The organism is Alysiella sp., assembly GCF_030525755.1.
GTDB lineage: Bacteria > Pseudomonadota > Gammaproteobacteria > Burkholderiales > Neisseriaceae > Simonsiella.
In genome coordinates this window covers 1-25659 of the sequence record NZ_JAUNEC010000023.1, presented here as the reverse complement: position 1 = coordinate 25659, position 25659 = coordinate 1, and the positions used below count along the sequence as shown (strand labels likewise).

Annotated in this window: 28 protein-coding genes and 1 tRNA gene; 14 read left to right on the top strand and 15 right to left on the bottom strand. The window is 44.6% G+C overall.

The annotated features are described in order from the left end of the window. From Q4B82_RS05700 to Q4B82_RS05690, 3 genes are all read left to right on the top strand, one after another. On the top strand, nt 1-338 hold a 338-nt coding region (locus Q4B82_RS05700; protein ID WP_303065466.1), incomplete at its 5' end, for a YadA-like family protein. 116 nt (nt 339-454) lie between these two features. Further along, nucleotides 455-952: an outer membrane protein assembly factor BamE gene (locus tag Q4B82_RS05695; RefSeq protein ID WP_303065465.1), complete on the top strand. Its 498-nt coding sequence runs from the start codon at nt 455-457 to the stop codon at nt 950-952. 13 nt (nt 953-965) lie between these two features. Continuing rightward, nucleotides 966-1400 (top strand): murein L,D-transpeptidase, encoded by a 435-nt coding sequence (locus tag Q4B82_RS05690; protein WP_303065468.1) that lies wholly within the window; start codon nt 966-968, stop codon nt 1398-1400. Nucleotides 1401-1497: 97 nt separating this feature from the next. On the opposite strand, the gene Q4B82_RS05685 is transcribed toward Q4B82_RS05690, so the two are convergent. After that, nucleotides 1498-2142 (bottom strand): YdcF family protein, encoded by a 645-nt coding sequence (locus Q4B82_RS05685; protein WP_303065464.1) that lies wholly within the window; start codon nt 2140-2142, stop codon nt 1498-1500. Continuing rightward, complete coding sequence (gene arsC, locus Q4B82_RS05680) at nt 2139-2513, bottom strand: arsenate reductase (glutaredoxin) (RefSeq protein WP_303065463.1); 375 nt, start codon at nt 2511-2513, stop codon at nt 2139-2141. The genes Q4B82_RS05685 and arsC overlap by 4 nt, the downstream gene beginning before the upstream one ends. Nucleotides 2514-2724: 211 nt before the next feature. Here arsC and rpsO point away from each other — a divergent pair, with 211 nt between their 5' ends. The 4 genes from rpsO to Q4B82_RS05665 all read left to right on the top strand — a co-directional run bounded on the left by rpsO (nt 2725) and on the right by Q4B82_RS05665 (nt 5895). Continuing rightward, a complete protein-coding gene (rpsO, locus tag Q4B82_RS05675; RefSeq protein WP_303065462.1) occupies nt 2725-2994 on the top strand; it encodes a 30S ribosomal protein S15 in 270 nt (89 codons plus the stop codon). Nucleotides 2995-3261: 267 nt separating this feature from the next. Further along, nucleotides 3262-3468 (top strand): hypothetical protein, encoded by a 207-nt coding sequence (locus Q4B82_RS09520; RefSeq protein ID WP_368501336.1) that lies wholly within the window; start codon nt 3262-3264, stop codon nt 3466-3468. A gap of 62 nt (nt 3469-3530) precedes the next feature. Continuing rightward, nucleotides 3531-3758 (top strand): hypothetical protein, encoded by a 228-nt coding sequence (locus tag Q4B82_RS09515; protein ID WP_368501335.1) that lies wholly within the window; start codon nt 3531-3533, stop codon nt 3756-3758. Between the two features lie 130 nt (nt 3759-3888). Next, the gene (locus Q4B82_RS05665) at nt 3889-5895 is read left to right on the top strand and encodes a prolyl oligopeptidase family protein (RefSeq protein WP_303065461.1); all 2007 of its coding nucleotides are present in this window, start codon (nt 3889-3891) and stop codon (nt 5893-5895) included. Between the two features lie 543 nt (nt 5896-6438). Here Q4B82_RS05665 and Q4B82_RS05660 read toward each other — a convergent pair. After that, on the bottom strand, nt 6439-7416 hold the full coding sequence (locus tag Q4B82_RS05660) for a malate dehydrogenase (RefSeq protein ID WP_303065460.1): 978 nt from the start codon (nt 7414-7416) through the stop codon (nt 6439-6441). Between the two features lie 243 nt (nt 7417-7659). On the opposite strand from Q4B82_RS05660, the gene gltX reads away from it, so the two are divergent. Next, nucleotides 7660-9054, top strand: a complete 1395-nt coding sequence (gene gltX / locus Q4B82_RS05655; RefSeq protein WP_303065459.1) for a glutamate--tRNA ligase — start codon at nt 7660-7662, stop codon at nt 9052-9054. Nucleotides 9055-9350: 296 nt separating this feature from the next. On the opposite strand, the gene Q4B82_RS05650 is transcribed toward gltX, so the two are convergent. The 6 genes from Q4B82_RS05650 to Q4B82_RS05625 form a co-directional block, all read right to left on the bottom strand. After that, a tRNA-Phe gene (locus tag Q4B82_RS05650) sits at nt 9351-9426 on the bottom strand. A 97-nt stretch (nt 9427-9523) separates the two neighbouring features. After that, nucleotides 9524-9889, bottom strand: a complete 366-nt coding sequence (locus Q4B82_RS05645) for a roadblock/LC7 domain-containing protein (protein ID WP_303065458.1) — start codon at nt 9887-9889, stop codon at nt 9524-9526. A gap of 30 nt (nt 9890-9919) precedes the next feature. Then, nucleotides 9920-10579, bottom strand: coding sequence for a peptidase M23 (locus tag Q4B82_RS05640; protein WP_303065457.1), 660 nt, complete (start codon nt 10577-10579; stop codon nt 9920-9922). A 2-nt stretch (nt 10580-10581) separates the two neighbouring features. Then, complete coding sequence (locus Q4B82_RS05635; RefSeq protein WP_303065467.1) at nt 10582-11118, bottom strand: ATP/GTP-binding protein; 537 nt, start codon at nt 11116-11118, stop codon at nt 10582-10584. 20 nt (nt 11119-11138) lie between these two features. Further along, a complete protein-coding gene (locus Q4B82_RS05630; RefSeq protein WP_303065456.1) occupies nt 11139-12242 on the bottom strand; it encodes an alpha-glucan phosphorylase in 1104 nt (367 codons plus the stop codon). A gap of 4 nt (nt 12243-12246) precedes the next feature. Further along, nucleotides 12247-13656 (bottom strand): hypothetical protein, encoded by a 1410-nt coding sequence (locus Q4B82_RS05625; protein ID WP_303065455.1) that lies wholly within the window; start codon nt 13654-13656, stop codon nt 12247-12249. A gap of 255 nt (nt 13657-13911) precedes the next feature. On the opposite strand from Q4B82_RS05625, the gene Q4B82_RS05620 reads away from it, so the two are divergent. The 3 genes from Q4B82_RS05620 (at nt 13912) to Q4B82_RS05610 (ending at nt 16302) form a co-directional block, all read left to right on the top strand. Then, nucleotides 13912-14235, top strand: a complete 324-nt coding sequence (locus Q4B82_RS05620) for a hypothetical protein (RefSeq protein WP_303065454.1) — start codon at nt 13912-13914, stop codon at nt 14233-14235. A 69-nt stretch (nt 14236-14304) separates the two neighbouring features. Continuing rightward, nucleotides 14305-15396 (top strand): tRNA (uridine(54)-C5)-methyltransferase TrmA, encoded by a 1092-nt coding sequence (gene trmA / locus Q4B82_RS05615; protein ID WP_303065453.1) that lies wholly within the window; start codon nt 14305-14307, stop codon nt 15394-15396. A gap of 18 nt (nt 15397-15414) precedes the next feature. Continuing rightward, nucleotides 15415-16302 carry a 3-deoxy-D-arabino-heptulosonate 7-phosphate synthase gene (locus Q4B82_RS05610; protein ID WP_303065452.1) on the top strand — a complete coding sequence of 296 codons (888 nt, stop codon included), beginning with the start codon at nt 15415-15417 and terminating at the stop codon, nt 16300-16302. 51 nt (nt 16303-16353) lie between these two features. Here Q4B82_RS05610 and Q4B82_RS05605 read toward each other — a convergent pair whose 3' ends face one another. After that, the gene (locus tag Q4B82_RS05605) at nt 16354-17163 is read right to left on the bottom strand and encodes a YoaK family protein (RefSeq protein WP_303065451.1); all 810 of its coding nucleotides are present in this window, start codon (nt 17161-17163) and stop codon (nt 16354-16356) included. A 313-nt stretch (nt 17164-17476) separates the two neighbouring features. Further along, entirely contained in the window at nt 17477-18043 is a 567-nt protein-coding gene (locus Q4B82_RS05600) for a tetratricopeptide repeat protein (protein WP_303065450.1), read from the bottom strand. 153 nt (nt 18044-18196) lie between these two features. Here Q4B82_RS05600 and gmk point away from each other — a divergent pair, with 153 nt between their 5' ends. Together gmk and rpoZ are read left to right on the top strand one after the other, a co-directional pair. After that, on the top strand, nt 18197-18805 hold the full coding sequence (gmk, locus tag Q4B82_RS05595) for a guanylate kinase (protein WP_303065449.1): 609 nt from the start codon (nt 18197-18199) through the stop codon (nt 18803-18805). A 93-nt stretch (nt 18806-18898) separates the two neighbouring features. Further along, entirely contained in the window at nt 18899-19102 is a 204-nt protein-coding gene (rpoZ, locus tag Q4B82_RS05590; protein WP_303065448.1) for a DNA-directed RNA polymerase subunit omega, read from the top strand. A gap of 371 nt (nt 19103-19473) precedes the next feature. Here the strand turns inward: rpoZ and Q4B82_RS05585 are convergent, their stop codons facing one another. Then, nucleotides 19474-19620 (bottom strand): hypothetical protein, encoded by a 147-nt coding sequence (locus tag Q4B82_RS05585; RefSeq protein WP_303065447.1) that lies wholly within the window; start codon nt 19618-19620, stop codon nt 19474-19476. On the opposite strand from Q4B82_RS05585, the gene Q4B82_RS05580 reads away from it, so the two are divergent. After that, a complete protein-coding gene (locus Q4B82_RS05580) occupies nt 19619-21784 on the top strand; it encodes a bifunctional (p)ppGpp synthetase/guanosine-3',5'-bis(diphosphate) 3'-pyrophosphohydrolase (RefSeq protein WP_303065446.1) in 2166 nt (721 codons plus the stop codon). The genes Q4B82_RS05585 and Q4B82_RS05580 overlap by 2 nt on opposite strands. A gap of 210 nt (nt 21785-21994) precedes the next feature. On the opposite strand, the gene deoA is transcribed toward Q4B82_RS05580, so the two are convergent. The 3 genes from deoA to Q4B82_RS05565 all read right to left on the bottom strand — a co-directional run. Beyond that, the gene (gene deoA, locus Q4B82_RS05575) at nt 21995-23320 is read right to left on the bottom strand and encodes a thymidine phosphorylase (protein ID WP_303065445.1); all 1326 of its coding nucleotides are present in this window, start codon (nt 23318-23320) and stop codon (nt 21995-21997) included. Between the two features lie 69 nt (nt 23321-23389). Then, complete coding sequence (deoC, locus tag Q4B82_RS05570; RefSeq protein WP_303065444.1) at nt 23390-24106, bottom strand: deoxyribose-phosphate aldolase; 717 nt, start codon at nt 24104-24106, stop codon at nt 23390-23392. Between the two features lie 407 nt (nt 24107-24513). After that, the coding region (locus Q4B82_RS05565; RefSeq protein WP_303065443.1) for a NupC/NupG family nucleoside CNT transporter at nt 24514-25659 on the bottom strand (1146 nt) is incomplete at its 5' end.

Genomic DNA, 25659 nt, shown 5'->3' with positions numbered 1-25659 from the left:
TAAACGTATCACAATTGCGCTCGGTAGCAGGCGCATTGGGTGCAGGCATTACCAATATCAACAACCAAATCAACCAGCTGGGCAATCGCATCAATGATGTGTCTGACCGTGCTGATGCAGGTACAGCCGCGGCTATGGCAACAGCAGGTCTGCCACAAGCTTATTTACCTGGTAAGAGTATGGTTGCGGTTGCAGGCAGCACTTATCGCGGTAAACAAGGTTATGCTGTTGGTTTCTCTGCGATTACTGATGGTGGTAACTGGATTATCAAGGGTTCGGTAAACGGCAATACTCGTGGTCAATTCGGTGCAACTGTTGGTGCGGGTTATCAATGGTAAAATAGCCTGCTGGTGCAGAGGCTGCCTGAAAGACGAGATTGATATTGTGTTTAAACACTTTTCAGGCAGCCTATGAAGTTTTAAATTGCTTGGTTTATTTTGTTTAATCAGAAAGTATGAATATGTTATCTATGAAACACGTTTTATTAACCGCTTTTGCTGCCACATTTTTGGCAGCATGTGGTAGCGCAGGTACACACGTTAAAGCCGATGGTACGGCCGATGAGTTACGTTGGCCTAACCCCGTGAGCACCACATTCAATAAAGATCGTGGTACGTTCCCGAATTTGGAAAACCTGTCTAAAATCCGTTCTGGTATGAGCAAAGACCAGCTTTATGACTTAATCGGTCGCCCACAATTTGATGAGGGTTTCCGTGTGCGTGAATGGGATTATTTGTTCCATTTTGATACACCTAATCAGGGCACAAAAGGTATAACCACTTGTCAATATAAGGTTTTGTTTGACAGTCAAAAATATGCCCGTAGCTTCCATTGGCGTGCAGTAGACCCTGTGGGCGCAGTTTGCCCACCACCTAAACCGAAAGCGGAACAGGCACCGCCACAAGTGATTATCCGTGAAGTGATTCAATCGCCTGCGCGCATTCGCCAATAATCCGATGAAAACAATGGGATTGAAAGCCTTATTTGCCTGTGCGGTCGCGCTTGTGTTTGCGCTGCCTGCGCAGGCAGATGATTTTGTGGCGGCATTTATGCAGAGTAAAAAGGTGGTGGTGGATACGCAAAAAGCAGAGTTGTGTTTTGCGGATACAGGGGATTGTCATGCGGTGTTGATTGGTAAAACCACGCCCAAAGGCACGTTTCCTTTAACCATTTATGCCACAGAAAAAGCGGGTTACGGGGGAGATGTGATTGGTTTTAAACAAGAAGGCGATTTTTTGTTTGCTTTGCATCGGGTTTGGACTCTGAAACCTGCTGAACGGCGCATGGAACGCTTGCATTCAGGCAGCATTGCTGAACGGATTATGACCAATGGGTGCATTAATGTGAGCGATGATGTGTATCGTCGTTTGCGTGAGTATTTTGTTTTGGAAGTGGTTTAGGCTGCCTGAAAGCTGTGAGAGGCATGAGTTGAGTATCGTGAGGCGAATGGCATATTCGCCTTTTTGTTTTGAAGTTGTGTTGTTCAGGCAGCTTGTGTCAAAAGGGCAACATTTTTAATATTTTGTTGCCAAAAGACAAAATCCAGTAGGTAAACAAGGCATAACTTTCTTCTACAAAAAAACGATGACGGGCATAGGGCGTGGCAAAGGTAAAGCGGCTGGTTGGTGTGGGAGAGAGTTGGGTGTTAATGCCCAAGTCGTGTGCCATTGCGCGGGCGCGTGCCATGTGGAAAGGGTCGCTGACCAAAATTGCGTGTTGTAAATGGTGTTTTCGCATGATTTGTCGGGCATTGACCAGATTTTGATAAGTGTCTTTGGAAGTGGTTTCCCAATAAATGTCATCGGCAGATACGCCCTGTTTGATGGCGTAACGCCGTGCCACTTCGGCTTCGGTGGTGTAACCCGCTTTGGGTGTGCCGCCTGTGAAAATGATTTTGTCCACTTGTCTGCTTTGATACAAAGTCAGTGCGTGATTGATGCGTTCACGAAAAACAGGGGAGGGCTTGTTGCCCCAAGCTGCCGCGCCCAAAACAATGACCACATCGGCTTGTTTGATGTGCTTGGGCGTTTGGGAGTAATGGACAACTTGTGCGGCACACCATAAGAAAAAACAGACGATGAGCAGCAAGCTGGACATCATGCCGAATAAGAGTGGGCGCAACAGGTGGCGAAAGCGGTTCATGATTTCATGGCTTTTAAGTTGGCTTGGTACAGTTCTTGGATTTGTGATAAAGGTCGCCCAATGGCTGCCTGAAAACCGCAAACAGCAATTGGACGTTGCAAAAGATGAGGGTGGGCAGCCAAAGCAGCAAATAAGGCATCGTGGTTGGCTTGGTCAAGTTGTAAACGCCGATAATCGGTTTCATCAACACGCATCATGTCGCGTGGATTGTCTGTTATGCCCAATAGGCTTGCAAGCTGACGCAGTTCGGCTTCATTAAGTGCTTGTGTTAAATAATCAATGATTTGCACTTCTGCGCCCATTTCTTGCAAATAAGCCAATGCGGCGCGAGATTTGCTGCATTGGTTGTTGTGATACAGCGTAATTTTCATGGTTTAAGCTCATTTTAGAATGGGCTTATTGTAGCGCAACGTTTTGTGTTTGCGAAGTTTCAGGCTGCCTGAAAAAGATGCACGATACCATAAATTGCGTTATAATGTGTCTCGCACTGGAAACGGTGTACTGGGAGTTTGTATCGGTAGCGCATTGTTTACTGGGCAAACTTGTCTGCCGCAAGGCATAATTTTTAAGAAAGTATTTAAAATGGCTTTAAGCGTAGAACAAAAAGCGCAAATCGTAAAAGATTTCCAACGTAAAGAAGGCGATACAGGTTCTTCAGAAGTGCAAATTGCATTGCTGACTTTCCGCATCAATGATTTAACTCCTCATTTTAAAGCAAACCCCAAAGACAAACACAGTCGCCGTGGTTTGTTGAAAATGGTAAGTGCACGCCGCCGCTTGTTGGCTTACTTGCGCCGTACTGATGCCGATACTTATCGCAATGTGATTACCCGTTTGGGCTTGCGTAAATAATCCGATTGTGCCTTAATCAAGGCTGCCTGAAACACGATAATGCTGTTTCAGGCAGCTTTTTTGTGTGGTATTTGTGGTACATCAAGTTTCATACAAATTGAGATTGAATATCAAAATATTCTATCATAAAATCTTGACACGTTTTAAACCGTGTTTTAAGAAGTAAAAAATGAAAAAATCTTTGTTATTTATTGCTTTATCTGCTATTTCGTATGTTGCATGGTCGCATGATGTGTGGGTCAATGCACCGAGCAAGCTGCCTGAAAAATGGTTTTGAAAGCTGATTTGGCGTATGGGCATCATTATCCGCAAGCCGAAAGTATTGCCCCTGACCGTTTGGCAATTTTCAAACCTTTGGCTTTTATTGATGAACAAAATCGCACACATGAGATGAAATTGGTGGGTGATAATTATCAATATGTCAGTAAGCAACCTTTAGATTCAGGTGTTTATCGTGTAATAGCTGCTTATTAGCCGACTTTTTGGGTGGAGAGTGCACAAGGTAAATGGCGGCAGGGTGATTTGACCCAACGGCGATGCATCAACACCGCGATATCAATGATTATGCTGCCAAAACCGATAAAAATGGCAACACCAACTTTCTTCCTTTGATTGACGGTATATGGAAAGTGAAAGTGGTACACAAAACGCCGTTTGAAGATAAAAAAGTGTGTCAGCATCATGCTTTGTATGCCACTTTGATTGTGCCTGTGGGAAACATGATGCCACACAATGCGCAAGCTGTGCATCATCATGTGCATTGATGAATGATTAGATTTGTGATTGTATGTTGTCATAAACCAAATCGGTTGGGGGTAATGACCGTGAAGTGGTCATTACCCCTAAATGGTCTGGTTTTTTGTATTGATTTTGGCTGCCTGAAAGTAATGAACCATGAATGACCCTTTTATCCATTTAGAAGATTTAAACGCCAATACTTTGGCATTTGCCCACTCGGCACACTTGGAAACCGAAGCGGCATTTGCCACAACATCTGAATACCGCGCTTTGAAAGCCGATATTTTGTCCACTTTGCAAGATGAGCGGCAAATTCCATTTTGTCAGGAACACCGCGCCCGCATGTATCATTTTTATCAATCGGCGGATTTCCCAAAAGGCGTGTATCGCGTTTGTTCGGCGGCTTCTTATCGCAGCGGGCTGCCTGAATGGGATATTTTGTTTTCGGTAGCGGATTTTGATGCATTATTGGGCGATGACGTGTTTTTACAAGGTGTATCGCACTATGTTGAACAGTCTGAAAAAGCGTTGTTGACTTTAAGTCCAGCAGGTTCAGATGCGGCTTATACTTTGGAATTTGATTTGCGAATGAAACAAGTGGTGCCGGGCGGTTTTCATTTTCCTTTGGGCAAAAACCACATTGCTTGGCGCGATGAAAACAGCGTTTGGGTTTGCCCAGCTTGGGACGAACGACAATTAACGACTTCGGGTTATCCGAGTCAAGTTTGGTTATTACAGCGCGGTCAAAGTTTTGAAAATGCACAAGCGGTGTATGAAATGGACGGCGATGGCGTGATGGTACATGCTTGGCGTTATTTGGACGGTCAAGGCGCACCGATTGATTTAATTGAAGAGGCAGACGGTTTTTTCAGCAAAACTTATTGGCAGGTGTCGTCTGATGCTTCATCTGTGCTGCCTTTGGCTCTGCCTGATGACTGTGAAATGGTGGGTTATTTGGCGGGACAACTTTTGCTGCATTTGAAAAGTGACTGGCAACGTGCCAATCGCCGCTACCTTTCAGGCAGCCTGATTGCGGTCAAATTGAATAAAGGACAGCTTGGCGAAGCGTTTGAATTGTTTGTTCCCAATGAAAACCAGGCTTTGGAAAGTGTGGAAACCACGCGAAGATTTGTGTTGGCATCTTTGCTGGACAAGGTTTCAGGCTGCCTGAAAGCGTGGAAATGGGAAAATGGGGTGTGGGTGGAACAGATTGTACCGTCATTATTGGGAGGCGCGATTGAAATAAGCGACCAGCCTTGGGGTGGTGATACGGTGTATTTGGCGGTAAGTGGATTTGTTACGCCATTGACTTTGTTTGCTTTGGATTTAAATGTGATGGAATTGACAGTATTGCGCCGTCAACCCAAATTGTTTGATGAACAGGATATTGAAATCACACAGCATTTTGCGGTGTCTGCCGATGGTACACGCATACCGTATTATCATATTGGCAAAAACCGTTCGCCTGATACGCCTACTTTGGTTTATGTTTATGGTGGCTTTAATGTCGCCGAATTGCCACATTATTTGGGCAATATTGGGCGACATTGGTTGGCAAAAGGCGGTGCATTCGTGTTGGCAAATGTGCGCGGTGGCGGTGAATTTGTGGGTTGGCACACGGCGGCACAACGCGAAAATAAACACAAAAGCACCGATGATTTACTGGCGGTATTGCATCATCTTTACGATTCAGGCAGCACATCGCCACAACGTACTGCCATTCAGGGTGGCAGCAACGGCGGTTTGGTAACAGCATCGGCATACGTTCGTGCGCCACAGGATTTTGGGGCTTTGGTGTGTGAAGTGCCACTAACTGATATGTTGCGTTATCCTTTATTGTATGCAGGCGCAAGTTGGGTGGAAGAATATGGCGACCCTGATGACCCACAAATGCACGATTATCTGGCTGCATATTCGCCCTATCATCAGTTAAATACAGAAACTGCTTATCCTCCTGCTTTGCTGACCACCAGTTTGAGTGATGACCGCGTCCACCCAGCGCACGCATTCAAATTTTATGCCCAATTGCGTCAAAATCCACACACATCATCTTGGCTTTATGCGCCTACACAAGGTGGACACACGGGCAATGGCACACAGGAAGACACGGCTGCAACATTGGCGTGTGTGTTGTCGTTTTTGATGAAGACGGTGGCTGCCTGAAAATGGGTATGGGGTTTTCAGGCAGCCTTTCTGCACGCAAACCTGTTTTCTCTGTGAGTTGTAGATACTATAGTTTCGTTTCAAATACAAATCATACAGCGTTGCCAACGCCCTTATATAGTGTTCGTACACGGTGGTCGTCTATTTTAATTTGAAACGACCATTATCTTTCCAGTCAGACCCAAATTGTAAAAAAAAAAAACACACAGTTTGGGCTTGATTGAAAAGATAATATCCACATTTGCCCCTTTTTCTATTGGGTGCTTTCAATTTTTATTCTGAATACACGTTATTTTAAGGGTTAATGACAAGGCATTCTTGATTGTTTTTGTCTCAATTGCCATTGGCCCCTAAATAACGAATCTTTTTATCCCCAAAAATCATTGTAAAAAGGGAAGACATGAAATTTGCGTTTGTTTTGTCATAAATCTGACCAAGGTTTCAGATGATGTGTTTTTCTTATTGCAAATGAGTTCACGAAAATTTCAGGCTGCCTGAAACCTTTCGGGATTTTCAGGCAGCCTTTTAAATCTCATTCAAAAATCACAGCAAACTTTGCACTGCGTCTTTTTCGCCTTGTAATTCCGCCAAAGTTTTGTTAATGCACTCTTGGCTGAATGCGTCAATTTCCAAACCTTGAACAATTTTGTACTCGCCATTTTCACAAGTTACAGGGAAACCGAACATCACTTCTTCAGGAATGCCGTAAGAACCATCAGATGGCACACCCATGGTTACCCATTTACCGTTTGTGCCCAAAACCCAATCGCGAATGTGGTCAATTGCCGCATTTGCTGCAGAAGCAGCAGAAGACAAACCGCGTGCTTCAATAATCGCTGCACCACGTTTGCCAACCGTTGGCAAGAACACATTGGCATTCCATTCTTGGTCGTTAATCATCTCTTTTACGCTTTCGCCATTGATGGTGGCAAAACGGTAGTCGGCATACATGGTTGGACTGTGGTTGCCCCAAACGCACAATTTTTCAATGTCGCGTACCGCTTTGCCTGTTTTTTCTGCAATTTGGCTGGCAGCACGGTTGTGGTCAAGGCGCAACATGGCGGTAAAGTTTTTCGCAGGCAAATCAGGGGCGGATTTCATGGCAATGTAAGCATTGGTGTTGGCTGGATTGCCGACTACCAAAACTTTTACATCGCGGCTGGCAACTTTGTTCAAAGCCGCGCCTTGTACGGTAAAGATTTGTGCATTGGCTTGCAACAAATCGGCGCGTTCCATGCCTGGACCACGAGGACGTGCACCTACCAAAATGGCGATGTCGGCATCTTTGAATGCAACTTCGGGGTCGTCAGAAGCAATCATGTCGGCCAATAAAGGGAAGGCGCAATCTTGCAATTCCATCATTACGCCTTTAACGGCATTTTGTGCTTGTGGCAAGTCCAAAAGTTGCAAAATCACGGGTTGGTCTTTGCCCAACATTTCGCCAGATGCGATGCGGAATAATAAAGCATAACCAATTTGACCTGCTGCGCCTGTTACGGCAACGCGAACGGGGGATTTCATTGATGATTCTCCAAAAGTACATTGTTCTTAAAAGGTTTTGTTGCCACAGGCATTTGCCCGCAGAAAACCTGCTTATGATACCAAATCACACGCTCTTTGCAAGCACCTGAAACGGTATAGGCATGATTTTGATATGGAAAACATCTGTTGATTGGGGCAGTAAAACTTTTTTCAGGCAGCCTGTGTCTGTTCAAAAACCACATCAATCGGTACAATTTGCTTTTATTTTGAGAGAACACAATTATGACCGTTAAAACCCGTTTCGCGCCCAGCCCAACTGGCTATTTACATATCGGCGGTGTGCGTACTGCCTTGTATTCATGGGCATTTGCCAAACATCACGGTGGCGAATTTTTATTGCGTATTGAAGACACAGATTTGGAACGCTCCACGCAAGAATCCGTAGAAATCATTTTGCAAGGCATGGATTGGGTCGGCTTGTCGCCCGACAATGCAGACAACATCGTTTACCAATCCCAAAATTTTGACCGCTACAAAGCCTTGATTAAACAACTGGTTGAACAAGGGCACGCCTACCCCTGCTATTGTTCCAAAGAAGAACTCGCCGAAATGCGCGAACGCGCAGAACGTGAAGGTACCGCCACCTACGACAGACGTTGGCGACCCGAAAATGGCAAAACACTGCCTGAAATTCCTGCTGACGTTGAACCCGTGATTCGTTTCAAAAACCCAATTGATGGCGTAACCACTTGGCAAGATGGTGTAAAAGGCGAAATCAGTATTCCCAATGTCGCGTTGGATGATTTGATTATCGCGCGTGCAGACGGCTCGCCAACCTACAATTTCTGCGTGGTAGTGGACGACATGGACATGGGTATTACGCACGTTATTCGTGGCGATGACCATGTGAACAATACACCGAAACAAATCAATATTTTCAAGGCTTTGGGTGTTAATCCGCCCGTTTATGCGCATTTGCCAATGATTTTGAACGAACAGGGCAAAAAAATCTCCAAACGCAGTGGCGACACGGTGGCGATTACCGAATACGATGATATGGGGATTTTACCCGAAGCCATGTTGAATTATTTGGCGCGGCTGGGTTGGGCGCATGGTGATGATGAATTTTTTACGATGAATCAATTTATTGAGTGGTTTGATTTAAAAGATGTATCTGCCAGCCCCAGCCGCATGGACGGCAAAAAATTGTTGTGGATTAACGCTGAACACATCAAAGTGGCAGATAATGCGCGTTTGGTAGAATTGACCGAAAAGCGTTTGAAAAACAAGGGAATTGAAGTTTCAGTTAGTCCAAATTTGGCAGACGTGATTGCGTTGGTTAAAGACCGCGCCCAAGATTTGAACGCTTTGGCGAATGAATGCGCATATTTCTACCAAAAAGCCACGCCCGATGAAGCTGATGTGGCGAAGCATTGGAACGATGAGGTGGCAGCGCGTATGTTGCGTTTTGCGGAAAAATTGGCTCAAGTTGATGATTGGAAGACGGAAAATATTCACGCGCTGTTCAAGCCATTTTGCGATGAAGAAGGCATCAAGATGGGGCAACTGGGTATGCCTTTGCGTTTGGCGGTGTGTGGCACTGTAAAAACACCCAGCGTGGACGTGGTGTTGATGTTGATGGGTAAGGAAGAAGTGTTGCGCCGTATGCATGCTTGATTTTTAGATATTTTCAGGCAGCATCAATAATTTCAAGGCTGCCTGAAATGTGTTTATATGGTTGGTGTGTTGAGTAAATCTCGTACCAGAAGATGTTTTTTCATAAGTTTGGTCGTTTGAAATTAAAATAACATGAATTTGGGGTAATAATATTGAAAATGCCATAAAAATAAATGATTTGTGTAGGGGTACTCCCTTTCAGGTAGCTTGAAATCCTAATTGGAAACGACCATGAGTATGTTTTGTATCATTTATTAAAAAAATCCCAAACATTTTTGTTTGGGATTTTTTCAAATTGGTGGTCAGAGGCAGGATCGAACTGCCGACACACGGATTTTCAATCCGTTGCTCTACCGACTGAGCTATCCGACCAAGAACATCAATTAAAACATAAATTCAGTTTTTTGTCAAAATGAACCGAAATCCATAATTCATTTCGTGAACATTCGGTTCATTTTTGTGCTGGGTGTTATTTGGTAATGTCCAAAATGCTGCGTGCGGCACGGCGGGCATCCAATAAAATTAAGCCCAATTTGGCACTTTCTTTTGCTGTTAAGCATAAAACATGGGTTGCGCCTGCTTGAATCAGCAATGTATAACCTAATTTGCCTTTTACAATAACTTGTTCCAATTCACCACAGGTTAATTCATTGGTGGTGCGATTACCGAGAGCCAAGAGTGCTGCTGACATAGCACCAACACGGTCGGCATCAATATTGGCAGGTAGAAGATGGGCAATTGGTAATCCGTCAGTAGAAATGACAGCAGAAGCAGTAATGTCTACTGATGAGCTATTTAAGTCGCTTAATACGGAAGTTAAGAGTTGTTCATTCATGTTGTCGTTACCTAAATAATAATTGAAATTTTAGAAAGAGCCATTAAAACCTGCTGCCATATCAGCAGTTTGATATAAGGCACGTACTAAAGAAACAAAGGCTTCTTTATGAAGTTGTGGCAGACCACCTGTTACCAAAATGTATTTGCTCTCGTGAATGTAAATTGGGAAAAAGGTTAATTCACTTTGACCAGTAGGGTCGCATAATCCCCAAGCATTTTGGTAGATATTCAGATTGTTTTTAATTAATAAGGCATGGCGTTCTGATAAACGAATTGCTTCGCTTGCTAAAATTGCCACTTCTTCGGCTGCTTCATGATGAAAACCTGAATTGGCAAAATAGAAGCCATCTTGGTCAATCAATAGGGCTTTTTGGCTGTCTGACATATGGGGTAACAGATTGGATAAGGTATCATCTGTTAATTCAGGCAGCACGGCAGGCTTGTCGCTACCGTATAAAAATTCTAAACGTTGCAAACGGTATAGTAAATTTAAAGCACCATTGACATCATCAGTATCCGCCCATTGTAATAATGTTTCCTGTGAAATGGGTAAGCTTTCTTTGGCTTCCAAAATATTGGACAGTAATGTGCGACTGGCAGAATTGCTTTTGTTTGCTACTGCATAAAATGCACCTGCTGGGGTAATGTGGGGATACAGGTTTGTTTGTAGAGTGAGTGTTGATTCCATACTTATGCCTCTAAACCAGGGTCAATTTGAAACAACATGGCTGTTACCAATTGTTTAACATCGTCTTCATTGCGTGCATCAACTTCAAATACTGGGACATTTAAACCGTGTTGTGCCAAGTATTTTTGATATACATCAATGCCTGGTACAGCACGGATATCCATTTTGGTAACACCTACAACCAATGGGGCGGTTTTGAGAAGGTCGGCAAATGAGTCTAAGAAGAATTTCAAATCTTTTAATGGGTTGCCGCGTGTGTTATCTAATAATAGGATTAAACCCATGCTGCCTTGACTGAGAATTTCCCACATAAAGTCAAAGCGTTCTTGACCTGGTGTACCATATAAATGGATTTTGGTGTTTTCATCCAGTTGAATTAAACCATAATCCATTGCCACAGTCGTATAACCTTTACGAACTGATGTCATGTCTGATGCGCTTGCATCGGTTTGTACAGGTGGTTCATCTGATAATGCCGCAATCGCAGTTGTTTTACCAACCCCAACGGGTCCTGTAAAAATGATTTTATTTTCTATCATCATGGTAATATTCCATTCTGTTATTTATTCAATAATTTTTTCATTAAACGGCTGAGTAAACCACCTGATTGCTGTTGAGCAACAGGTTTTTCTGCCGTTTGCACTTGGGGTCTAGGTGTAGCAACTGTTGCAGATTGAGATACATGGGATTGTGGTGCAGCAGAGACATCTTCAATTTGCTTGGTAATTTCCAAATAATCAGTAAGATAAGTTGCAGCAATGTAATTCAAAATATCAGCCATATCTAAAGGCATGAGTTTATACAGCATATTCAGACTAACTGGTGTTTTAGTCAAGAACGCAGATAATCTCATGGATTCAGGCAACGGAGCCAAACGCGTTAAATTTGGCCATCCTTTTAATCGGAATACAGTATTAGGGTTAATTGGGTGAACCAATCTGCCTTTTGCTGTCCATAAAGCCAGTTGCCACATTGAAGAGGTAACGGTTGCATTGATGCGTTCTTTAACATTGCTGTCTTCTGGAATGGCTTTTAGTTTGATTTGAATGTTTTCTTGGCGACATAATGTTTTGAGTTGAATGGAATCCACAGCAACCCATACACGTTGAGTAGCAGGAAAGACTGCCATAACAGGTTTGTCATCTACTAAAATAGCGGTATCTTTTTGGGTTTCCAAAACATTTCGGAATGCACCCAGCAATCCTATTTTAGGGTCAAAACGTGGGATGGTCATGTCCACATTGCTGCGAGTGGTTTCGGGTGATTTATGGTCAGAGGTAGTGTGTTGAGCAGCAATATTGCGATTGCCGTGTACTACCCAAACGCCATTACCTTGCAGCAGATTGCGTAAACTGATAAACAAAGTATCAAATTTGATTGGTTTGGATAGGTAAGGTGCGGTTACAGGTGGAGGGGATTTAGAAAAGTACACCACCACGCTGCCTTGAAAACGACCTTTTGCAGTTTGCCAAGTAGCTAAACCGTCTTTACCATCGCAATCCACGATGACCAATTCAGGTTTTTCACCCGATGCGGATTCAATAACTTGATAATTAGTCGTACTGTGCATTTTAAATGCCATTTTAAACATGGCTTGTTGTTGTTCGTCCATTGCGACAAACAGCAGCTTAACCGTTTTTACTTGAGGTAAATCTTGATTCATGGCGTTATTGTCCAAATGAGCCGTTATTGAAACGTTGCAGTAATTGGCTCATTGCCAATACCACTTCTTCTGGTAAAGATTGTACTTTGGTACGCAGAATTTGCAGCGTATTTTCCAAACGCTCCCATTCTTCTGCACGTTCGTACAAGTCAAATAAGGTAATGTACAATTGGGATTCTTGTGGGTATTCGTTAATCGCAGCTTCCAAGACATCCATAGAGTTATCCAATTGACCATACATCAACAGTGATTCTGCTTCTTTTAAGATGCGTTCTGCTGGTGTGCGTGGTTCGCCAGCAACATCTACTTTTTCAGATACCAAAGCTTGATAACGACCTTTTTTCAGGCTGCCACCATCTAAATAACCATGTCCCATACCAATTTCGCGTAAGATGGTATCATTGGGATTGGTCTCCAATCTTTCAAATACAGGGTGTTGCCCTAAACTGTAACCCCAGCCAAGCATACGTTCTTTGACTTGGCGACCATATTGACCCAATGTGTAATACAGATTCCACAAGTGCCCTGCAAAACCATTAATGTTATTGGCACGGTAATCCAATGTTAAGGCATCAATCAGTAATGCTGCAGGTTTGGTAGAGCTTCTGATGGCTTTGTTTAAATATTTAACAGAGGCATCATAAGTTAAAGAATCACGTAATAATTTTACGCTTTTCTCGGGTTTCATGAATGCCAATACGGCTCCTTTTTCATCGTTGCTTAAATCTTCAATTCGCCCTGTGCCTGTTACCAATAATTGACGCAGTTCTTGTGCTGCTTCTGCGTGGGCATGACGATTTTTACCTAGACGGGGTTTGCTTTCTTTTTCTGGGCGAGCAGGTGCATCGGCAATGCTTTTTTCACCGATTTCTTCGGCGGTTTTCTTGACACTCCAACCCAATCTGCTTTCTGCTAATACACGAAGACCCAAATGGTTTTCATCTAATGCCAAACCTGCTTTAATGTATTCGGTCATTTCTTCTTCGTTGAAGAAAGATTGATATTGCATTAAAACTTCGGCAAGTGAATCGGTTTTTTTGGCTTCTAGCCATAAATCAGCCAATTCTTTTACGGTAGTAGCATCAGCTTTTTGTGTTTTTTCTAAATAGGCTTTCAAAGATTCTGCAGCTTTGTCGTAGTAACCGAATTGTTTATAAACATTGAATTCGGTAAGTGCATCAACATCATTTACGGAAACTTTGGTGTCGTCTACTACATGTGAAGATACGCCCCAATCCCAGTCGTCATTATCGGCAACAGGTTTGTTTTCGGTTTGAGATGTGGCTTCTTGTTGCTTATTTTTATTGTTTTTGGTGGACTTTCCACCTGCGTCTTGTTTACGCTTGATTATGACCAGCGCAATCAAAGCAACAACAGCAACACCAATAATGACCATCATCATTGGATCGTCCATTATTATTTCCCTCCCATTTTATTATTGACTGTCTGAAACATCATGCTTCCTTTTGTTCACTTTGTGGGTTCTAAAACAATTCCAAAAATATTGAGCTTAATTTTAACATTATTTCAGCCACTTCATACTGTTTCTTGGAAAAAATGCGTTATGGTAGGCAATTTACCACATATTTAACGGTTTGGCTGTATATGAAAACAGTGTGTTGTGGTAATTTTACCAATTTTAAATATTGCTAACTGAAGGTAATTAAAGATGACACCTGAACAACTTCAATCTTGGCAACCGCAGGTGAGTTTGTCCTGTTTGCAAATCTTTATCAATGAGAATCGCACTTTAATCACATTACTTGAAGAAGCGTGGCAAAAATTTGCTGTGGAACAGGGTTTACATGAAATCCAACTACCTGAAAGTGATTATGGTGCGGGTGTTTCAGTTGATGATTTGCAACATTTTCCTGTGAGTGATGCGGAATTGTCTGAATTTCTATTGCGTTTTGAACAAAATAATCCGCGTCATGATAGACCATTGGGCGACAATCCTGAAATTACGGAGCAAAATTGGACTTTATCCGATTGAGTGTATTATCAGGCTGCCTGAAAAACTTTGCTCCGTTATAATTGTGGTTTTGCGTACTGGGAAATGGCTATGACGGCTTACATCACTCAACTTCATGAAAAGGTACAAAGGTTACGTGCTATGTTGCAACCGTTTCATGCGCCTGATTTGTGCATTTTTGATTCTCCTGAACGGCATTACCGAATGCGTGCGGAATTTCGCATTTGGCATGAAGGAGCAGATATCAGTTATGCGATGTTTGAACACGGTGAAAAGGCATCGTCTGCCAGCGTGATTCGTTTGCAGGATTTTCCTGCTGCACATGAAAACATCAATCGTTTGATGCCTGAATTATTGGCAAAAATCGCACAAAAAGGCTGCCTGAAAAACCGTTTGTATCAATGTGAATTTTTAACGGGTTTGAGTGGTGAAACTTTGGTCAGCTTGATTTATCATCGCAGATTAGATGAAGAATGGGAAGCGGCGGCACGCGTTTTGCAAGATGAATTGGGTGTTTTCATCATTGGGCGAAGTAAAGGGCAGAAAATTGTTTTGAGCCAAGATTTTATTACGGAAGAATTGACGGTTCATGGCGAGGTTTTCCGTTATCGTCAAACTGAAGGTGGTTTTACGCAACCGAATGCGGTGGTGTGTCAGAAAATGTTGCAATGGGCATGTGAACAAGCTCAATCGGAAAATCCGCGTGATTTATTGGAACTTTATTGTGGCAATGGCAATTTTACTTTGCCTTTGGCGCGTCATTTTCGGCGTGTGTTGGCCACTGAATTGTCTAAAACTTCGGTTCAGGCAGCCTTGTGGAATAAGGCGGAAAATGGTGTGGACAATATGGCTCTGGCGCGACTTTCAGCGCAAGAATTTGCTCAAGCTTTTTCAGGTAGCCGTGAATTTTATCGTTTGAAAGAAGCGCAAATTGATTTGAAAGATTATGATTTTTCAACCATTTTGATTGACCCACCACGCGCAGGTGTGGATGATGAAAGTTTAAAATTGGTGGCTCAATTTGAGCGTGTGATTTACATTTCCTGCAACCCTGAAACTTTGTGCGCGAATTTACAAGTTTTGTGTCAAACCCATGAAATTCAGGCAGCTGCTTTGTTTGACCAATTTCCGTTTACCCAGCACATTGAAAGCGGTGTGGTTTTGCGGCGCAAGGCTGCCTGAAATAGAAGGACGGATACCATGATTATTGTGATGCAACAAAATGCCGATGAAGCAGCTGTGCAAAATGTGGTCAGCAATATTCGCCAACGGGGCTTGTTTGAGCATATCTCTCGGGGTCAAGAACGCATTATTATTGGTGCGGTGGGCGATGAGCGGGTGTTTGATGTGGCAGAGATGATGCGTTTGCCGCAGGTGGAAAAAGCAATACGGATTGTGCATGATTGGCGTCTGGTTAGCCGTGAAGCGTGTGAGAACGATACGGTTATCCATGTGCGCGGTGTGTCATTCGGTGGTGGTGCACATCAAACGGTGTGGCGTATTGATGACAGACACAATAGGCTGCCTGAAAGTGATGCGGCAGCGGTGTTGCTTGACCCTTTTTATTTGCCTGAATGCCCTTATGCGTTTTCAGGCAGCCTGAATGAGTTGGCAACGGTGCAGCAGTTGTCTGCACAAATCGATTTTTGGCATACGCAAAATAAGGTGCTTATGGTGCGTGTGCGCGACAGCAAGCACGTTCAGGCAGCCTTGAATGTGGAGGCAGACATGATTTATTTGGGCGGTGAGTTGTTGAACAACCGTTATTTATTGCGTGAAGTAGGTTGTCTGAATGTGCCTGTCATTGTGTGTAAAGACGTGCATCACAGCGTACGTGATTGGTTGGTGGCGGCAGAGCAGATTGTGTTGTGTGGCAATCAGCATGTGATTTTGGGCGAAGCGGGAACGGCTTGGGCTTTGGGAGAGGGTTTGCGTTTGGACATTGATGCGATTGTACAGGCAAAGAAACTCAGTCATTTACCTGTGTTGGCAAACATCAGCGACTTATTGAATGCTTATATGGATGAGTCCACTTTATTGGCTTTGGCGCAAATTGTGGGTGTAGATGCGGTGGTAAGGGCTGCCTGAAAAGTGTAGTTTAATTATTTTGGCGAGCCTGTGTTCATTGAATACAGGCTCTTATGTTTTGTGTTGAACATGATTGCGCCACCAACGCCAGCGCAAACGGATGTCGTAATGAATGAACCCCCAAGCGATTGTACCTAAAATGGCAGCAACAGGTAAGGTAAAGTGGTAACCTATTTGATGATAACCCCATGCGCCAATCAAACCACCCAAGATAAAGGCGGTAAACAAACCCGATAATAAGCGCATTTTCGGGCGATTGACGCGCACATCAACCAAGCGCGGATTGTCATCGTGGCGGTAATACAGCATCTTCGCCAATTCAATGCCCAAATCGGTTGCTGTGCCCGTCATGTGGGTAGAGCGTACCGCGCCACCTGATAAAACAGTCATCACAGTGTTGTGCATGCCCATAATGAAGCAGAGCAGCAGCAATAAAATGGTTTGTGTCTCTGCAATATTGTGTGGCAAAAACAAGCCGCTTAATCCAAAAAGCAGCAAATACAGGGCTTCGAGCCACATGGATAAGCCATAGCTGCTGCGAAAACGGTGGCGTTTTGCCCATAAAACCGTCCAGCCCGAATGTGCTGCACCCAAGATGAATGCCACTACGCCCAAAAGCAGCGATAAAGCAATGTGTCCGTTGCCCAAATACAATTCGTCTGCACTTTGCGATAATGCACCCGTTACATGGGAAGTGTAGCGTGCCACCGCAAAAAAACCACCAGCATTGATGGCACCTGCCAAAGCAGTCATTACATAAGCGAGCAATCTGAAACGCAAATCGGAAATGGGGTTGTTGTGTAAATCGGGTTTATCGGCTTGCCAAAAGGGGCGAGCAAAGCGGTGTTTGCGAGCAGACATGGTGGATTTCAGTCAAAATATGATGCTTAATTTGAATTCGGGATAAGGAAATTGAACCAGTATGAAAAATAAATGGCTTGTGTAGGTTGGGTGTCTGTGCCTACATTTTCAGGCTGCCTTGCATATTCGCGCCCCAAGTTAGGAGTAAATTGTAACAGTATCTTTGTCATCAAGACATTATCTTAAACGCAAGGCTTAATCGCCCCTGACTGAAATCCATACTGATTGTAAAGTTAGAGGCTTTAATCATGTTATCAAATCTTTTCAGATACAAAGGCTGCCTGAAATAGCGATACAACAAGTTGGTATACGATTAAATACCCATTTCTACTAATTTATTCAAAGCATTGTGGGCATCTTCGCTGCCGAGTGCTGCGGCTTTTTCCCACCAATGACGTGCGTGATTGTAACGGCGACCATTGGCATACAAGACACCCAGATTGAATTGTGCGCCCACGTGTCCTTGTATTGCTGCGGCTTCAAAAAAATCGGCAGCGGTGTCGTCATCGCGTTCCAGCCCAATGCCATGATGGTACAGCAACCCCAATTCATTTTGGGCATCGGCATCATTTTGTTCCGCAGCTTGTTCCCACCATAAACGTGCTTCTTGATGACGTTCATCTTGCATCAATAAATAAGCCAAATGCGTTTGTGCTGATGCCAAGCCTGCAACCGCTGCTTTGCGTATCCATTCTTCGGCAAGGGTTTCATCTATTGTTGTTCCCAAGCCTTGCTGGTAGAGAATGCCGATATTGTGCATGGCTTGGGCGTGTCCATTTTGTGCGCGTTGTTGCCATTCTTTTAGAGCAGTTGCGTAATCACCATTTTGGTAGGCAATTAAACCTGCATCGGGTGTATCGGTTTCGTGTGTTTCACTCATGAGAAAATCCTTTTAAAAGTGGTTAATCAGGCTGCCTGAAACTATAACACGGATTGCGCTTTTTTGTGGTGTAGGCTGCCTGAAAGACAGTTATGGACTGTTTGTGGCATAATATTAAGTCATCTATTTGATGTGGATAATAGGGATAAAATCATGCAACAAGGCAATATTTTCATCATTTCCGCCGCCTCTGGTACTGGTAAAACCACTTTGGTTTCGCGCTTGGTGCAAAAACACGAACGCATTCGCGTTTCGGTTTCACACACCACGCGCCCTGCGCGTGAGGGTGAAATCAATGGGCTGCACTATTATTTTGTCAATGAAGCGCAATTTTTGGATTTGGTAGGGCAGGGCGCGTTTTTAGAACACGCCCAAGTATTTGGCAATTATTACGGTACCAGCGTGGCAGGTGTACAACAACTTTGCCAACAGGGCTTTGATGTGATTCTGGAAATTGATGTACAAGGCGCGGCGCAAGTGCGACAGGCTTTGCCCGAAGCTATTGGCATTTTTATTCTGCCACCGTCTTTGTCTGAATTGGAGCGGCGTTTGCGTGGTCGTGCCAGCGACAGCGATGCCGTGATTCAACGCCGCTTATCGGAAGCCGTAGCCGAAATGGAACACGCATTTGAATTTGATTATGTGGTGCAAAATGATGATTTGGACACGGCAGAAAACGCTTTATTGAGCATCATTGTGGCAGCACGACACAGCCAAAGATGGCAAGCGAAAAACATTGAAAAAGTATTGCAAAATCCGTAAAATACCCACAGCTACTGGTTTCAGGCAGCCTTTTGAATTAACAAGGGATTAAGGCAGCCTGAAAAGCCCTTTAATTATTAACGAAAGAAAAAAATGGCACGCATTACCGTTGAAGATTGTATTACCCAAATTCCCAACCACTTTGATTTAACTTTGGCAGCCGCACGCCGTGCGCGCCAATTGGAAAATGGCACACAACCTTTGGTTGATGATGTGCGCCACAATAAAGCCACCGTTACCGCTTTGCGTGAAATCGCGGCAGGACAAGTGGGTGTGGAAATTTTGAATCGCAAATAAGCAAACACCACGATTGAAAAAACAGATGAAACCGTACAAACCATTCATCTGTTTTTATGGTAAAACGCAATACCGCCTGCAACAAAGCATGAATTTGTGTAAGGCGGTATTGTTGCCCTTAATCAAATCAAAAGTTACAGTTGTTTGGAATCAAAATAATACGGCGTTGCCAGCTCTTTGATGTACTGGGCATACACGGCAGTCGTTGTTGCCTTGTCTGTGTTAGAACCTGTATTCACAATCTCAATAGCTTGCTTTTATCGCCACTTCATGCGCCTACTGTGTTGGCTTTTCACACCGATATGTTCAATATTGGTATGAAAATCCGCCTTGTATTCGCAAGAATTGACGATAAAATCAAGCCATCAATCTTATGAATACAGGTTCTTAATTTGAAACGACCATAAAACGTCAATGCAAGAATTGGCTTTCAGGCAGCCAATATGGCAAGAAAAACAAGCTGCCTGAAAACGCACAACCGCTTTAAATGATGACCATGCCAAAGGAAACCACACCATGTCCACCGAACCCACCGCCCCTTATGACAGCTTAACTGCCCAAGTGCGTGAAAAATTGTTTCGTGAAGCCCGTTATCTCAATCACGAAGATTTGCTGTTATTGGAGCGTGCTTGCGCCTATGCGTTTCATGCACACGATGGGCAAACGCGCAAAAGTGGCGAACCCTACATCACACACCCCATAGCGGTAACATGGGAATTGGCAAAATGGCGCATGGACATTCAAACCTTATGTGCGGGTTTAATGCACGATGTTTTGGAAGATACGCCTGTTACCAAAGCGCAAATGGTGCAAGAATTTGGCGACACGATTGCGGAAATGGTGGACGGTTTGTCCAAATTGGAAAATTTGAGCTACGACAATAAAGCTGAACAACAAGCTGAAAGTTTTCGCAAATTGATTTTGGCGATGACCAAAGATGTGCGTGTCATTATTGTGAAATTGTCCGACCGTTTGCACAATATGCGCACTTTGGGTGCAAAAAGTCCAGCCAGTCGCCGCCGTATTGCTACTGAAACATTGGAAGTTTATGCACCAATTGCCAACCGTTTGGGACTGAACCACGTTTACCGTGAATTGCAAGACTTGGCATTTCAAGCCATGCACCCCAAACGTTATGATGTATTGCAAAAGGCCATGACACAATTCAAGAAGAACCGTCATGACGTGATAGAACGCGTGCTGCGCGACATGAGTTTGCGTTTGGTTGCCAACAATATAGAAGCCAAAATCATTGGGCGTGAAAAAAACCTCTACAATATTCACGAAAAAATGCTAGCCAAGCACATTAAATTTGAAGAAGTGTTGGATATTTACGGTTTTCGCGTCATCGTCAATTCTATTCCAGCCTGTTATGCCACTTTGGGCGTATTACACAGTCTGTATCAACCCAAGCCAGGCAAAATCAAAGATTACATTGCCATTCCCAAAAATAATGGCTACAAAAGTCTGCACACCACTTTAAACGGTCCATCAGGTTTACCAATTGAAGTACAAATCCGCACTCGAGAAATGCACCAACTGGCAGAAAGTGGTGTGGCAAGCCATTGGAGTTACAAACAAGAAGCAGGGCTGCCTGAAAGCGAAAATGAAAAACGCACACATCAATGGCTACAAAACATTTTGGACTTACAAGCCCGCAGCGCGAATGCAATGGAGTTTTTGGAACACGTTAAAGTGGATTTGTATCCCAACGAAACCTATGTGTTTACACCCAAAGGCAAAATCATTACGCTGCCACGCGGTGCAACGCCGATTGATTTTGCCTATTGGGTGCATACCGACATCGGCAACCGTTGCGTGGGTGCAAGGGTCAATAAAATAGCCGTTCCCTTGCGAACCGTACTTAAAACAGGCGATACAGTAGAAATCATCACATCGCCACATGGCAAACCCAATCCAGCATGGCTCAATTTTGCTGCCACAGGGCGGGCGCGCAGTGCCATTCGCAATTACATCAAAAACACCAGCCGTGAAGATGCTGTGAGTTTGGGAGAAGGTTTATTGGCGCGTGCTTTGGCAAGTTTATTGCCCAAAGAAGTAGCGGCTTCTGAAGAACTCAAAGACAAATATTTGCAATTATTGGCAGACCGTCAGCAAACATGGGAAGAAATGTTGTACAACGTGGGTATGGGCTTAACCCTGCCTGCGGCGGTGGCGATGGACATCGCGGCATTGGCAGGCAAGCAATTTGGTGGCGAAGTCAAATTAAGTCCCATTCAGGTAAATGGTAGCGAAAGTGCGCGTTTGCATTTAGGTAAATGCTGTATGCCCTTACCTGGTGATGCCGTGCGCGCTGCAATTGTTAAAGACCAAGGTTTAATTATTCATCGTGATAACTGTGCCACTTTACTGAAATCCGACCCCGATACCCAGCTTGATGCCGATTGGACAGTGTTGCCTGAAGAACACCGCAAATTGCACGATGCGGCAATTACGGTTTCATCGGTGGACACACACGCACTTTTGGCTGCAATGACTTCCGCTATTTCAGCGGCAGGCGGTAATATTTCGGCGGTGGATACCCTGTCTAAATCACAAGCAGGAACGGAGGGATTTATTGAGTTTCGGTTTAGCTTGAATGTGTATGATTTAGCACAGTTGCAAAACATCATTGCCAAATTGCACGATATCCCACAAGTGCGAAAAGTGATGCGTGTGTGAGTAGTTGTGTTTGTCATATTTAAGGCTGCCTAAAAACCGATTATGTTTTTCAGGCAGCCTTGTATATTTGCGCATCAAGTTAAGGGCAGATTGCAGTACACGATAATTTTTATTTATAGAGTAAGCCGTACAAACCGAATTGCTCAATCAATTCAAATTTTTCAGTCAATTGGTGTGCATAGCAAATATTTCAAGCTGCCTGAAAATGGGTTAAGCCGTCAAAGTTTCATAAACCATCGGACGTTCACTTGGCGCATTTTCGCTGATTTTCACCGCATTTAAATACGCATTGGCGGCAATTTGCCAGTCTTGCTCGTTTTTCGCGTGAATGGTGGCGATGGGCGTTTGCGTGTCCACTTTCGTGCCGATGGGCAGAATCTCATCAAAGCCGACACTGTGGTCAATTTTGTCGCTGGCAACACGTCTGCCGCCACCCAAATTGATGACCGCCACGCCAATATCGCGCGTGTTCATTTCGCTGATAAAGCCACTTTCAGGCGCGAAAACAGGCTTAATCACATTGGCTTTGGGCAACAGAGTTTCAAATTGATTGCCAAAATCTGCCGCACCGCCCTGCGCCACCACCATGCGATTGAAATAATCCAACGCCAAACCATTGTCCAACACCGTTTGCAATTTTTCGCGTGCCTGTTCGCGCGTTTGCGCCAATTTGCCGTTTACCAGCAATTCTGCCGACAACGCCATGGTTGCCTCGTGCAAACGCGGATTGCGGTAATCGCCACGCAAATAGCGCACCGCCTCGCGCACTTCCACCGCATTGCCCGCGCTGGACGCCAACACTTCGTTCATGTCGGTCAATAAAGCGGTGGTTTGGCAGCCTGCTTGCGTGGCAACTTGCGCGATGGATTGCGCCAAAGCACGTGATAATTCATAAGTTGGCATAAACGCGCCATTGCCCACTTTCACGTCCATAACCAAGCTGTCCAAGCCTTCGGCTAATTTTTTGGATAAGATGGACGCTGTAATCAAATCAAGGCTTTCTACCGTAGCGGTAACGTCTCGCGTGGCGTAGATTTTGCGGTCGGCAGGGGCAAGGTTGCCCGTTTGTCCCACAATCACACAACCGATTTGCTTAACCATTTCCTGCATTTTTTGTGGAGACGGAAAAATATCAAAGCCTTGAATGCTTTCCAATTTATCCAAAGTACCGCCCGTGTGTCCCAAGCCGCGCCCTGCAATCATCGGCACATACGCGCCACACGCCGCCAACATGGGCGCAAGCATGAGCGAAACCACATCGCCCACACCGCCCGTAGAATGCTTATCCAACAAAGGTCCATTTAAATCAAAACCTTGCCATTTCAGCGTATCGCCCGAATCGCGCATGGCGGCGGTCAGGGCTGTGCGCTCGTCCAAATTCATTTTGTTGAAAAACACCGCCATGCAAAATGCGGCAATTTGCCCTTCGCTCACGGTTTCATTGGTAACACCTTGAATGTAAAATTGAATTTCTTCTGGGGTCAAGATTTGTTGGTCGCGTTTTTTGCGAATGATTTCTTGCATTAAAAATGCCATTTTTGTTATCCCTAAAATATTGTTTTTAAAAATAGAAAAACTTTTCAGGCTGCCTGAAAACATTTTCCCTTAATTTTTCAAAATATTATCCAATAAAGCAGACGCGCCAATGCGGAACGTGGCTGCCTGAACCCAATCTGCGCCAAACACATCAGCCGCTTGTTGCATGAAATCGTGGGCTGCCTGAATTTCGCGCACACCGCCCGATAATTTGATGCCCACACCATCCTGTTTGCCTGATTTTTTAATGACTTGCAATAAAATCGCGGCAGCGTTTAAGCTCGCACCTTGTGGGATTTTGCCTGTTGAGGTTTTCAAAAAATCCGCGCCTGCCTGAATGCAAATCTGTGCGATTTGGGCAATTTCTTCATCGTTGAGTGCGCCTGTTTCCAAAATCACTTTTAATTTTGCGCCCTTTTCGTGGCAAATTTGGGCGATTTTTGCGGTTAAATCGCGCCCCACTTCGGCTTGCCCTTGCTGGAATGCGCGATAGGGAAACACCATGTCAATTTCATTGGCACCGTCTTGAAGTGCCTGTTGGGTATCGGCAATGATTTGTTCGGCTGGCTCATCGCCTGTTGGAAAATTGACCACAGTAGCCACCGCCACCGTTTCAGGCAGCCTGCTTTTTGCCAACGCCACAAACGGCAAATAAACACACACCGCCGCCACATCGCCCAAAGCATTTCGCGCTTTGTCGCACAAGGCGATGATGGTCGCTGGCGTATCGGTTTCGTTGAGTGAAGTCAAATCCATAACCTGAACAATTTGATTTTTTGTAAACATTTTTCTTTCCTAAAAAAACGTGAACTCGGGATAAGTAACTGTAAATAAGCCAATAAACCAGCCCTCTCTCCTTTTTGGAAAGCGTTGGAGAGAGGGATTGTTGAGCAGCAACCCTCTCCCCTGCCCTCTCCCATAGGGAGAGGGAGCAAAGTTACTTAAATTTATCAATCACTTTTATCCCGAACTCGCGTTAAAAAACATTTCAGGCAGCCTTACAATACACAACAAAAATGGTTTGGCTGCCTGAAATCTGTTCCCTCCCCCATCTGGCGGGGGAGGGTTAGGGTGGGGGTGGTGCGTTGGGTTTCTAACCCCCACCCCAGCCCTCCCCCTTACATAGGGGGAGGGAGTAGGTTCATGGCAACATCAAAAATTGTCGTGTACTGAAAAGCAGCCTGAATGTGCTGTTACATGGTTGAACTTAAACCAATAAACAAGCCCGCAATGGTCGCGCTCATCAAATTGGACAAAGTGCCCGCAATCAAAGCATACACGCCTAAACGCGCAATGTCGCCGCGTCTGTTGGGTGCCATGATGGACAAGCCACCCACCAAAATCGCAATAGAACCCAAGTTGGCAAAACCACATAATGCAAAAGAAACAATGGCTTTGGTTTTGTCGCTCAATGCGATTTGTGCGCTGTCTTTGGTGTAATTGATGAATTCGGTGTACGCCACAAATTCGTTAATCACGATTTTTTGACCGATGAACGAACCAGCCGCTTGCGCTTCCGCCCAAGGTGCGCCAATCACCCAAGCCAAAGGCGCAAAAGCGTAACCCAAAATTTTGTCCAAAGTCAGGTTTTCCACGCCAAACAAGCCGCCAATGCCGCCCACCATGCCATTAAACAAAGCAATAATGCCCACAAACGCAATCAACATCGCGCCCACGTTCAGTGCAATTTGCAAGCCTGTTGATGCACCAGCCGCCGCCGCGTCAATCACATTGGCAGGGGGCGTTTCGCCTTCGGCTGTGAAACTCAATTTCACATTGGGGTCGTCTTGGGGTTTTTCGGTTTCGGGAATGATGATTTTGGCAAACAGCAAGCCCCCAGGTGCCGCCATAAACGATGCCGCAATCAAATATTCCATTTGCACGCCCATCGCCGCATAGCCACCCAACACCGAACCCGCAATCGATGCCAAGCCGCCCGTCATCACGGCAAACAATTCAGATGTGGTCATTTTCGCAATAAAGGGTTTGACCACCAAAGGGGCTTCGGTTTGCCCCACAAAAATATTGGCGGCAGCAGACATGGATTCGGCACGAGATGTGCCCAAAGCCTTTTGCAATGCGCCACCCAAAATTTTGATGACCCAACCCATGACGCCCAAATAATACAAAACCGCAATCAAAGACGAAAAGAAAATAATCATCGGCAACACGCGGAATGCAAACACAAATCCACCGCCACCAAACAATTCAAACATTTTGCCATCAACCAAGCCGCCAAACAAAAACGACACGCCCTGATTGCCATAGCTCAACACTTTTGCCACGCCATTGGACACCATTTCCAACACGGCACGTCCTGCTGGCACATACAAAATCAA